The following is a 10321-nucleotide window of genomic DNA, read 5'->3' as shown; positions in this document are numbered from 1 at the left end:
GTGAGGGTCCTTTTCTCTTCGGAAATTCACCGTTTGGTAACCCAGATTAAATCAAAATGAAGCGACGGGCAGGACGCCAAGCCGGCCTGCCTCCGCACCATTTGGAATACGGGAAAAGCGATGCGCGGATTGATTGCGATAGTTTCGAGTCTGGCCCTGGTGGCCGTGGCAGCGCCGGCACTGGCGCAGTCGGCGACCAAGATCGGCCAGCACAATGCCTGGGGCACCTACAGCTACCAGGCATCGGGCGGCAAGGTCTGCTATGTCCTGACCGTGCCGACCGACAAGCAGCCGCCCACGCTCGACCATGGCGATATGTTCTTCTTCGTCAGCCAGCGGCCCGGCCAGCAAGTGTCCTACGAGCCGCAATTCATTGCCGGCTACAATTTCCAGGAAGGCTCCAAGGCCACCGTGACCATCGACAAGAAGACGTTTTCGATGTTCACGCGCGGCAAATCGGCCTGGGTCGAGAATGCCGCCGAGGAGCCGGTACTGATCGCCGCCATGAAGACCGGCACCGACATGAAGGTGACGGCGAAGTCCGGCCGCGGCAATCCCACCTCCTATGTCTTCTCTCTGAAGGGCATTTCGGCGGCGCTGACATCGATCGCCAAGTGTAAATAGGCAAAGCTACTTTTTTTGAGGGAAAGGCCGGGCCGCGAAGCCCGGCCTTTTTCTTTCATACTTGCCCCGGCCCGGCCTCCGCCCGGCGGCGCCGGATCGCCTCGGCGATGAAGACACGCGATAGCGCGTGATAGAGCGGCTCGTGCGAGATCATGCGCGCCGTGCCGTAGCCCAGCATCGAGGCCAGCATCAGCGCGATGACATTGTCGTGATTGCCGGTCATCTCCAGGATGATGACGAAGGCCGTCATCGGCGCTTGCACCACACCGGCGAAATAGCCGGCCATGCCGAGCAGTGCCGCCACCCCAGTGCTCGCGCCAAAGAGGAGGCCGAGCGAACTGCCGATGCCGGCGCCGACAGCCAGCGAGGGCGCGAAGATACCGCCCGGAATGCCCGAGATCATCGACAGCAGTCCCGCCAGGAACTTTTCGGCGAAGAAGAACCACGGCAGCGGCGTGCCTTCGACGGCGCCCCGCGCCTGGACGTAACCGGTGCCGAAGGTCAGCCCGCCCGAGGCGATGCCGATCACCGCCACCGCAAGCCCGCAGATTGCGGCCACGATCAGGGCGCGCCGCAAAGGCTGCCCAGTGTTCCAGCGCCGGATCCGCCGCGTCGCCTTCAACGCCAGCAGCGAGAACAGCGCGCCGAACCCGCCGCCGATGACGCCGCAGGCAAGCACCAGCGGCCACTCGGCGGCAAACGAGATGGTGTCCCTGGCGACGCCGAAATAGGTGTAGTTGCCGAGCAGGCCAAGCGAAGCGAGACCGGCCAGGATCACCGCCGTCAGCACCAGCCCGTTGGTTCGCGCCTCATAGGTGCGGCCCATCTCCTCGATGGCGAAGACGATGCCGGCCAGCGGCGTGTTGAAGGCGGCGGCAATCCCGGCGGCCGACCCGGCCAGGATCAGACCCCGGGCCTGCACCATGCCGCCCCAGCGTGCCGCCTGCAGCATCAGCGACGCGCCGACTTGCACCGTCGGACCCTCGCGACCGATCGAGGCGCCGCAGAACAGGCCGACGATGGTGAGCATGATTTTGCCGGCCAACAGTTTGAGGGACAGGATGTGGCTGCGGTCCTCGTCGTCACGCAGATGGCGGGCGGCGATCGCCTGCGGAATGCCGCTGCCTTGCGAACCGGGAAAGAAGGTGTGGGCAAGCCAGGCGCACAGCACGAAACCCAACGGCGTAATGGCAAGCGGCAGATAGAAACGCCAGCCGCCTGCATCTCCTGTCATCAGTTGAAACAGTTCCTGCGCCCTGTCGGCCAGCACCGCGAACAGCACGCTGATCACACCGATGCCAAGCGCGCCGGCCCAGAACACCAGGCGCGGCTGCCAGACCCGCCGTGAGCCCCACATCGCGCGCGAACGCCGCAGCATGGGATATTTTCGCGATGTGCCGGCCATGTCTGTCCTCGAGCGGGGAATGTTTCGGCCTAACACAGCTGGGCAGTCTATTAAACTAGCGCCGGAAAAACCTGTCGTTGGCGCTCGCCTGAGTGCCAGGCGGAAGCATCGCTTCGGTGAAAGGTCGACCCCCACTCCGTCGAGCTACGCTCGACACCTCTCCCCCGATCGACGGGGTAGAGGAAAGGCGCGAATTTGCCAGCCTTGGCTCCCTTCCTCTCCCTCCGGAGGGGGAGAGGTGGCGTTGCGAAGCAGCGACGGAGTGGGGGAAGCCATCAGCCAAACGCGCTGCCGCCGCAAGACAGGCATTATCGGGAGAGAAATGCCCGCCATGACGAGGGGCGGTGCCGACGTCGTTCCAAGGCGATCGTAGATCGTAAAGCTAGCTGAGCATGACTCTGCCCTCAACCTGTGCTATGCGCCGCGCTTCCTTTCCGGCACGATGCGTGAAATCGGCCGCAAACCGCTTATATCAGTGCAACCATGACCCTTTCATTCGATCTCACCACTGACAGCGCCCGCGACGCGTTGCGTGCCCGCTCGGCACAGCCCGAAAAGCAGTCGCTGATCGGCCTGACGCGGATCGAACTCGCCGAGACTCTGGTTGCATCAGGCGCTGTGCCCGAGCGCCAGGCGAAAATGCGCGCCCAGCAGCTGTGGCACTGGATGTATGTGCGCGGCGTCTCCGATTTCGCCGGCATGTTCAACATCTCCAAGGATCTGCGTGCTGAGCTCGACAAGCATTTCACCGTCGCCAGGCCCGAGATCGTCGAGGAGCAGATTTCCGCCGACGGCACGCGAAAGTGGCTGTTCCGCTTTCCGCCGCGCGGCGCCGGCCGGCCTGTCGAGATTGAGACTGTCTATATTCCCGAAGAGGGTCGCGGCACGCTGTGCATCTCCTCCCAGGTGGGCTGCACGCTGACCTGCTCGTTCTGCCACACCGGCACGCAGAAGCTGGTGCGCAATCTGACGGCCGAGGAGATCCTCGCCCAGCTGCTCACCGCCCGCGACCGGCTCGGCGATTTCCCTGACCGCGACACGCCCGACGGCGCCATCGTGCCGGCCGAAGGCCGCAAAGTGTCCAACATCGTCATGATGGGCATGGGCGAGCCGCTTTACAATTTCGAAGCGGTGAAGAAGGCGCTGCTGATCGCTTCCGACGGTGACGGCCTGTCCCTATCGAAGCGGCGCATCACGCTGTCGACCTCCGGCGTCGTGCCGGAAATCTTCCGCACCGGCGAGGAAATCGGCGTCATGCTGGCAATCTCACTGCATGCCACCAATGACGATCTGCGCGACTTGCTTGTGCCGATCAACAAGAAGTATCCGCTGAAGGAACTGATCGCCGCCTGCCGCGCCTATCCCGGCCTGTCGAACGCCAAGCGCATCACCTTCGAATATGTGATGCTGAAGGACGTCAACGATTCCATCGAGGACGCCAAGGGACTGATCAAGCTGCTCAAGGGCATTCCGGCCAAGATCAACCTGATCCCGTTCAACCCGTGGCCGGGCACCAATTACCAGTGCTCGGACTGGGAGACGATCGAGAAATTCGCCGACTACATCAACAATGCCGGCTATGCCTCGCCGATCCGCACGCCGCGCGGCCGCGACATCCTCGCCGCCTGCGGCCAGCTCAAATCCGACTCCGAGCGCATGCGCAAGGTCGACCGGCTGGCTCTGGAAGCGATGATGATAGCGGGGCACGGCGAGGCGTGAACCGCCCCTTCGCCTGGCTAAGACGCCTCGCCATCATGGCGGTCGGCTATATCGCCGCCGTGCTGACCTCGATCCTGGTGCCGGTGCTGCTGATCGCTCTTCTGGAAGGCATCGAAGACGGCAACTGGTCGATCATTTTCGCCTTCGACTGGCTTGGCTCGTTCCCGCTCGCCGTGTTGACCGTAATGATCGGCGCGCTGTTGATCGTCGGTCCGGCGCTTTTTGTCGCCGAACGGTTTTCACTTCGGGGATGGTTCTACTTCGCCGCCACCGGTGCGATCACGTCCATCGCCTTTGGCGTATCCATGCCGCGCTCGGCCAGCAGCTTTGTCTTCAATCCGGGCTTTCTGGGTTTTCTCGCCACCGCCGGCATCGCCGCCGGGTGGATCTACTGGCTTCTGGCTGGACGCAGGTCCGGCACGGGCCGGAATCTGGGCCGGGATTGATGGCGCGTCTCGTCGGCTACCTCATCCGTTTCACCGTCATCCTGTTCGGCTATGCCGTCGCCTCGCTGGCGGCGAGCGCCTTCCTCAACATCCTGTTCCTGGCATCGCTCGGCTACACGCCGGAGCATGCGCATCCGACGGCGACGGCTTCCCTGTATTTCTCAATTCCGTTCGCCGCCCTGTTCGTCGCCTATTTCGCCCTGATGCCGGCCTCTGTCGTCATCCTGCTTGCCGAAATCCTGGGCCGGCGCGACTGGCTGTTCTATGCGCTGGCGGGCGCGGTGGTTGCCGGTGTTTTCCTCGGGCTTGCCGACCACAGCGGTGACACCGCCTTCGCCGTCAGGGACACCAGCGCCATCATGGCCGTGATCGGCAGCGGCATGGTCGGTGGTATCTTTTACTGGCTCAGCGCCGGGCGCTGGGCCGCAAGCTGGTGGCAAGGCGAACCAGGATCAAAAGAGGATGGCCGGACAGGATGACGGCGCCTACTTCGCCTGCGCCGTCAGGATCTTGAGGGCGAAGGCGGAGAACACGCCGGCGAAGAGATAGTCGACCACCCGCGTAACGCGCGGGCTTGCCTTCATCGCCGCCGAAAACTTTTCCGCCGCCAGCACCATCGGCACCGTCACCGGGACCGACAGCACGATGAACATCGTGCCCAGGAAAAACAGCTTTCCCGGTGCGTTCGGATCATGCGCGGAGACGAACTGCGGCAGGAAGGTCATGAAGAACAGGATGATCTTCGGGTTGAGCAGATTGACGCCGAGGCCCGCCGCCCAGCTGCGCAACAGCGAAATCTCGGGTCCCGTCTTCTTCTCCGGCGAAAAGGCCGAGCCCCTGGTGATTGCCTGCCAGGCCAGGAAGACGAGATAGCCGGCGCCGAAGATCTTCAGCACGAAGAATGCCATCGGCGAGGCGACGATCAGCGCCGAGACGCCGACCACCACCAGCGTGGTGTGGATCAGCGTGCCGCACAGCGCGCCGGCCATCGAGGCAAAGCCAGTGGCACGGCCCTGGCTCAGCGTGCGCGAGACGAACAGGGTCATGTCCGGCCCCGGCGTGATCGCCAGGATGACCGTGGCGATGGCGAACTGGATCAGCGTGGTGGTGTCTGGAATGAACGACATGAGCGGCCCTGGGGAATTGGGAGGCCTATACAGGATGCGCCATGTCGACGCCAGACACAGCAGCGATCCGATCTCGATCCAGCAGGCGTCTGCACGGCATTCGCTGGGCGCCGGCCGCGGCAGTCCTATGCCTGCCTGCTCAGCCGTATCCTCGCTGGCTCCTCCGCGAAGAGTCGATCGTTGCGGACATCGGTGTCCCCGGTGATCTGGTCGATCGGCTTGGGCCGGCCGAGAAAATAGCCTTGCGCCTCATTGCAGCCTTCGACCTGCAGGATGGTGAGCTGGACATGTGTCTCGACGCCTTCGGCGAGCACCGGAATGTCGAGGCTGCGGCCCAGCGTCAGCACCGCCCGGATGATGGCCTTGGCCTGCGGGCTTCGCTCGACATCGGCCATGAATGAGCGGTCGAGCTTGATCTTGTCGAAGGGAAACGAGCGCAGCGTATCGAGCGATGAATAGCCGGTGCCGAAATCGTCGATCGCGATCGTCACCCCAAGCGCCTTGACCTGGCGCAGGACATGCAGCGTGCGCACCTTGTCGGCGACGATCGTCGATTCGGTCAACTCCAGCTCCAGCCGTTTCGGCGACAGCCCGGTCTCGATCAGGATCTGATGGACGAGCTTGGCGAGATCGGCATGGGCGAACTGCACCGGCGACAAATTGACCGCGATCTTGTGGCCATTGCCCCACGAGGCCGCCTGCCGGCACGCGGTCCGCAGCACCCATTCGCCGATCGCCATGATCGAGCCGTTCTCTTCGGCAATCGGGATGAATTCGGCGGGCGGGATCATGCCATGCACGGGATGGGTCCAGCGCAGCAGCGCCTCGTAGCCGCAGGTGGCGCCGGTCGGGACCGAGGTCTGCACCTGATAGTGAAGCGAAAGCTCGCCGCGGTCGATCGCCTGGCGAAGGTCGGTGGCCAAGGCGCGGCGCGCCCGCGCCGTCTCGTCCATGGCGGATTCGTAGAAGCAGACGGCTCGCGTCACGTCGTTCTTCGCCCGGTACATGGCAAGGTCGGCGTTGCTGACCAACCGCTCGCGGTCGGCCCCGTCGCGCGGATAGACCGCGACGCCGATGCTGGCGCCGGCGGCGATCTCGAAATCGTCGAGCCGCAACGGCTCGAACAGGGATTTCTCCAGCCTCGAGACCATGCCGAGCAGGTCCTTCTGATCCTTGAAGCGCTTGATGGCGGCGAACTCGTCACCGCCGAGCCGTGCGACGAACTCGCCCTCGCCGGTGAGTTTCGCCAGCCTGCGGGCAACGATCTTGAGAGCCTGGTCGCCGGCCGCGTGTCCCCTGAGGTCGTTGATCTCCTTGAAGCGGTCGAGATCGATGACGATGACCGCCGCCATCGTGTCCTCGCCCTCGCATGCCCGGTCGATCTCATGGTCGAGGCGGTCGTTGAAGGAGACCCGGTTGGGAAGGCCGGTAAGGGCGTCGTTGAGGGCGAGATGCTGAAGCCGCTCGAAACTCTCCAGTCGGCCACGCTCATCGATCAGGTAGCTGGCGAAGCCGGTGGCCGCGACGATCAGGCCGACCACGGCGACGGCGACCGCCATTGCCACCAGAATATCGGGATTGGTGCCTGTGCTGATGAAGGACAGCGGCGTCACCGCCACCGCGGCCATAGCCGTGAAATGCAGGCCGACGATCGCCAGCACCAGCAGCCCGATGGCGAGATAATGCGACCAGCCGTATGGCCGGCGTACGGCATGGCCGACGGCCAGGGCGGAGAACACCGCCGAGATGACCAGTGAGGCCACGACATAGGAGCCGTCCCATTCGACAATGCCGGCAACGTGATAGGCCATCATACCGGTGTAGTGCATGGCCGAGATCGCCAGGCCGACGACGACGCCGCCCCATTCCGGGGCCAGCCGCCGGCTCTTGCCGGATGCGAGGGTGAAGCCCAGCCCGGTGCCGACGATGGCGATGACCAGGGACGCCATGGTCAGGACCGGATCGAAGGTGATCGGCGCGCCGGGCTGGTAGGCCAGCATGGCGATGAAATGGGTGCACCAGATCGACGAGCCGGCGGCGACCGCGGTCAGGAACAGCCAGCCCTTCATCTGCACGCCGGTGGTTTTCCTCGAACGGTCGAAGAGGCCGATCGTCACCCAACAGCCGGTGACGCACATCAGCGCCGCCAGGAGGACAAGCCACAGATTATGCTCCGTGGCGATGCATGATATAACGCGCATCGAGAGTCGCCCAAGCCCGAGGAGCCCGCGATGTGCGAGCAAAAGCTGCTCCGGCATCGACATGCGAACCAGGACAACTCTGTCCTGCTTGCTTAGCGTGGCCGCATGAAAACTTGATTAAATCCGCCAGTCGAATGCATCCTATGATTGTAGCAGGTTGTTTCCCAGAGCATGGCCCCGAAAAGCGGGCCGGCTTCTCGGACAACCGATTTTTTCGTTTATCCAGACATCATGCCCGCCGCCTGCCTCACGCTGGATCGGCAGTCTGGCACGCAGATCAGCGTGCCGCACAGCGCGCCGGCCTTGAGCGCATCGATCATCGTCGGCGCATCTCGCGCAAACCCCGGCGCGAGGCCGGGGCTGTTGGTACCAAGACAGGCGATGATGCCGGAAGCGGGACGTAGGACCCAGCTTAGCCCCCGAAACTTCTCACCGCGTTGGGTCGCATGGTGTCCATGGTCGCCCCATTGCGATCCTCGTCAAGCAGCGAGTTGCTGCCGAAGCTGGCGCGCACGCCGATCAGGACTTCGTGGCTTGAATAACCCGTTTCGGAGACCGTGGTCCGCTCGAACTGATAGCGCCCAAACAGCGACCACGGTGTATCGTCGAAGCGGTATGTGGCCTGAACGGCGGCGTCAAACATGTCCTCGTTGGAGCCCACGAGCGTTCTGTGGAAATCGAGTTCGGCATCCAGGCGAAAGTTCTTCTGGACGAAATAACGCGCGACGCCGCGGACACCCCATTGGTCGAAACGTTCGATATCGAAATGTTCGGAATCGAAGGTGAACTGGCCATAATAGGCTTGGCCGTAAAGGGTCAAATTGCCGAGATAGACCTGGGCTTCCGGCCCCACCTGATAGTCGTACACACTTACGTCGCGAAGGAAATTGGAGCCATAGGATTTGTAGGCAGCGAAAACGCCAGCCGCAAAACTGTCGGGATCGCGATAATAGCCATGGATCGCGGCGCCGGTGCCATCCAGGTGAAAGTCGTCCTGCCAGATGCGATCGTAAGTGAGGTCGCCTTGCAGGTTCCAGCGCCCGGCAAACGGAATGTTGACGCGACCTGCACCACCGCCGCCCCGGACCGTGTCGTCGTTGCCGTCGGGAAACCTTAGTCCGCCAAGGTAAAGTTCGCCGTAGCCGGAGATATGCGGCGTGACCATCGTTTCTTCTGCGATCGGCTGCAAGATGTCGGCCGCGTAGGCAGACGTCGCCACGACCAATGACGCGACGACAATAGGAAAACGCTGCATGTGACCCCCGAATATTCCGAATATACTGACGCAGCTAACACGCGGAAGGCACCAGAAGTAAAAAGAAATGGACGCGACCGCTCGACTTGCCCGATTGCAGCCGAGGTGCAGCATTTTTGCAACGAAAGCTTGTCTTCGACCACTAAAATCAAGTGCTGCCGCATCTTCGCACGTCTGAAAGCGCGCGGCGCTGTAACGCCAGCGCTCCGAGCCGGGTTGACGGCGAAGTTCTCAGAGGACTGAAAAGAGATAAATCGGAACCCACGCGATCAGCCAAGCCACAACAGCGAAAGCTCGTCACCCGCGTTCGTCACCCCTGCCGTGCGCCGTTCATCTCTTGCGCAAGGCCGTTCATCTCTTGCGCAAGGCCGTTCATCTCTTGCGCAAGCCGGAAACCCCGTGATACTCGCGCGCCAAGAACTCCTGTCGCGGAACCGCCAAATGTCCAAAACCAAAGACATCAAGAAAGTCGTGCTCTCCTATTCCGGCGGTCTCGACACATCCATCATCCTGAAATGGCTGCAGACCGAGTTCGGCGCCGAGGTCATCACCTTCACCGCCGATCTCGGTCAGGGTGAAGAGCTGGAACCGGCGCGCCGCAAGGCCGAGATGATGGGCATCAAGGACATCCGTATCGTCGATGTGCGCGAGGAATTCGTCGCCGACTTCGTCTTCCCGATGTTCCGCGCCAACACCGTCTATGAAGGCACCTATCTGCTCGGCACCTCGATCGCCCGGCCGCTGATCTCCAAGCATCTGGTCGATATAGCGCGGGAAACCGGCGCCGATGCGATCGCGCATGGCGCCACCGGCAAGGGCAACGATCAGGTTCGCTTCGAGCTCTCGGCTTACGCACTGAACCCCGACATCAAGGTCATCGCGCCGTGGCGCGACTGGACGTTCAAGTCGCGTACCGACCTGATGAATTTCGCCGAGCAGCACCAGATCCCGGTGCCGAAGGACAAGAAGGGCGATGCACCGTTCTCGGTCGACGCCAACCTCTTGCATTCGTCCTCCGAGGGCAAGGTGCTGGAAGACCCGTGGGTGGAGCCGCCGGAATTCGTTCATCAGCGCACCGTTTCGCCGATGGACGCGCCGGACAAGGTCACCGAGATCGAGATCGAGTTCCTGAAGGGCGATCCGATCGCGCTGAACGGCAAGAAATTGTCGCCGGCAACCATGCTGGCGACACTCAACGATCTTGGCCGCGACAATGGCATCGGCCGGCTCGACCTGGTCGAGAACCGCTTCGTCGGCATGAAGTCGCGCGGCGTCTACGAAACGCCAGGCGGCACCATCCTGATCGCCGCCCACCGGGCCATCGAATCGATCACGCTCGACCGAGGTGCGGCCCACCTCAAGGACGAGTTCATGCCGCGTTACGCCGAGCTGATCTATAACGGCTTCTGGTTTGCGCCCGAACGGCTGATGCTGCAGGCGATGATCGACAAGAGCCAGGAAGACGTCGAGGGCACGGTGCGGCTCAAGCTCTACAAGGGCAACGTCATGGTCACCGGCCGCAAGTCGAAGAAGACGCTTTACTC

The 10321-nt window shown here is 62.9% G+C and carries 9 protein-coding genes; 5 read left to right on the top strand and 4 right to left on the bottom strand.

Translation table 11 applies throughout. The features are described 5' to 3' along the window. Positions 1-120: 120 nt before the first annotated feature. Positions 121-624 (top strand): invasion associated locus B family protein, encoded by a 504-nt coding sequence (locus EN932_RS19355; protein WP_013528815.1) that lies wholly within the window; start codon positions 121-123, stop codon positions 622-624. Between the two features lie 55 nt (positions 625-679). Here the strand turns inward: EN932_RS19355 and EN932_RS19350 are convergent, their stop codons facing one another. Next, positions 680-2029 carry a chloride channel protein gene (locus EN932_RS19350; protein WP_128368982.1) on the bottom strand — a complete coding sequence of 450 codons (1350 nt, stop codon included), beginning with the start codon at positions 2027-2029 and terminating at the stop codon, positions 680-682. 483 nt (positions 2030-2512) lie between these two features. Here EN932_RS19350 and rlmN point away from each other — a divergent pair, with 483 nt between their 5' ends. Genes rlmN through EN932_RS19335 form a run of 3 tightly spaced genes read left to right on the top strand, consistent with a single transcriptional unit; the run spans position 2513 to position 4673 of the window. Further along, entirely contained in the window at positions 2513-3748 is a 1236-nt protein-coding gene (gene rlmN / locus EN932_RS19345; protein WP_027162882.1) for a 23S rRNA (adenine(2503)-C(2))-methyltransferase RlmN, read from the top strand. A gap of 59 nt (positions 3749-3807) precedes the next feature. After that, positions 3808-4194, top strand: coding sequence for a hypothetical protein (locus EN932_RS19340; RefSeq protein ID WP_244506876.1), 387 nt, complete (start codon positions 3808-3810; stop codon positions 4192-4194). Beyond that, positions 4194-4673 carry a hypothetical protein gene (locus tag EN932_RS19335; RefSeq protein WP_063173380.1) on the top strand — a complete coding sequence of 160 codons (480 nt, stop codon included), beginning with the start codon at positions 4194-4196 and terminating at the stop codon, positions 4671-4673. Before EN932_RS19340 ends, EN932_RS19335 begins: the two co-directional genes overlap by 1 nt. A gap of 6 nt (positions 4674-4679) precedes the next feature. Here the strand turns inward: EN932_RS19335 and EN932_RS19330 are convergent, their stop codons facing one another. The 3 genes from EN932_RS19330 to EN932_RS19320 all read right to left on the bottom strand — a co-directional run bounded on the left by EN932_RS19330 (position 4680) and on the right by EN932_RS19320 (position 8777). Continuing rightward, positions 4680-5321: a LysE family translocator gene (locus EN932_RS19330; protein ID WP_013528810.1), complete on the bottom strand. Its 642-nt coding sequence runs from the start codon at positions 5319-5321 to the stop codon at positions 4680-4682. A 125-nt stretch (positions 5322-5446) separates the two neighbouring features. Then, positions 5447-7522 carry a bifunctional diguanylate cyclase/phosphodiesterase gene (locus EN932_RS19325; protein WP_127368615.1) on the bottom strand — a complete coding sequence of 692 codons (2076 nt, stop codon included), beginning with the start codon at positions 7520-7522 and terminating at the stop codon, positions 5447-5449. Between the two features lie 412 nt (positions 7523-7934). Continuing rightward, positions 7935-8777, bottom strand: coding sequence for a hypothetical protein (locus EN932_RS19320; protein ID WP_127384645.1), 843 nt, complete (start codon positions 8775-8777; stop codon positions 7935-7937). A gap of 441 nt (positions 8778-9218) precedes the next feature. Between EN932_RS19320 and EN932_RS19315 the strand changes: the two genes are divergently transcribed. After that, on the top strand, positions 9219-10321 hold a 1103-nt coding region (locus EN932_RS19315), incomplete at its 3' end, for an argininosuccinate synthase (protein WP_128368981.1).

Origin of the sequence: Mesorhizobium sp. M7A.F.Ca.US.002.01.1.1, from assembly GCF_004022955.1 — a bacterium.
GTDB lineage: Bacteria > Pseudomonadota > Alphaproteobacteria > Rhizobiales > Rhizobiaceae > Mesorhizobium > Mesorhizobium ciceri.
Note: the sequence above shows the minus strand (reverse complement) of the source record. Positions and strands in the feature narration are given on the sequence as shown.

Excerpts from the sequence above, each read along its gene's own strand:
- EN932_RS19355 (WP_013528815.1), top strand. The coding sequence starts at position 121 with ATGCGCGGATTGATTGCGATAGTTTCGAGTCTGGCCCTGGTGGCCGTG.
- EN932_RS19350 (WP_128368982.1), bottom strand. The coding sequence starts at position 2,029 with ATGGCCGGCACATCGCGAAAATATCCCATGCTGCGGCGTTCGCGCGCG.
- rlmN (WP_027162882.1), top strand. The coding sequence starts at position 2,513 with ATGACCCTTTCATTCGATCTCACCACTGACAGCGCCCGCGACGCGTTG.
- EN932_RS19335 (WP_063173380.1), top strand. The coding sequence starts at position 4,194 with ATGGCGCGTCTCGTCGGCTACCTCATCCGTTTCACCGTCATCCTGTTC.
- EN932_RS19330 (WP_013528810.1), bottom strand. The coding sequence starts at position 5,321 with ATGTCGTTCATTCCAGACACCACCACGCTGATCCAGTTCGCCATCGCC.
- EN932_RS19325 (WP_127368615.1), bottom strand. The coding sequence starts at position 7,522 with ATGCGCGTTATATCATGCATCGCCACGGAGCATAATCTGTGGCTTGTC.
- EN932_RS19320 (WP_127384645.1), bottom strand. The coding sequence starts at position 8,777 with ATGCAGCGTTTTCCTATTGTCGTCGCGTCATTGGTCGTGGCGACGTCT.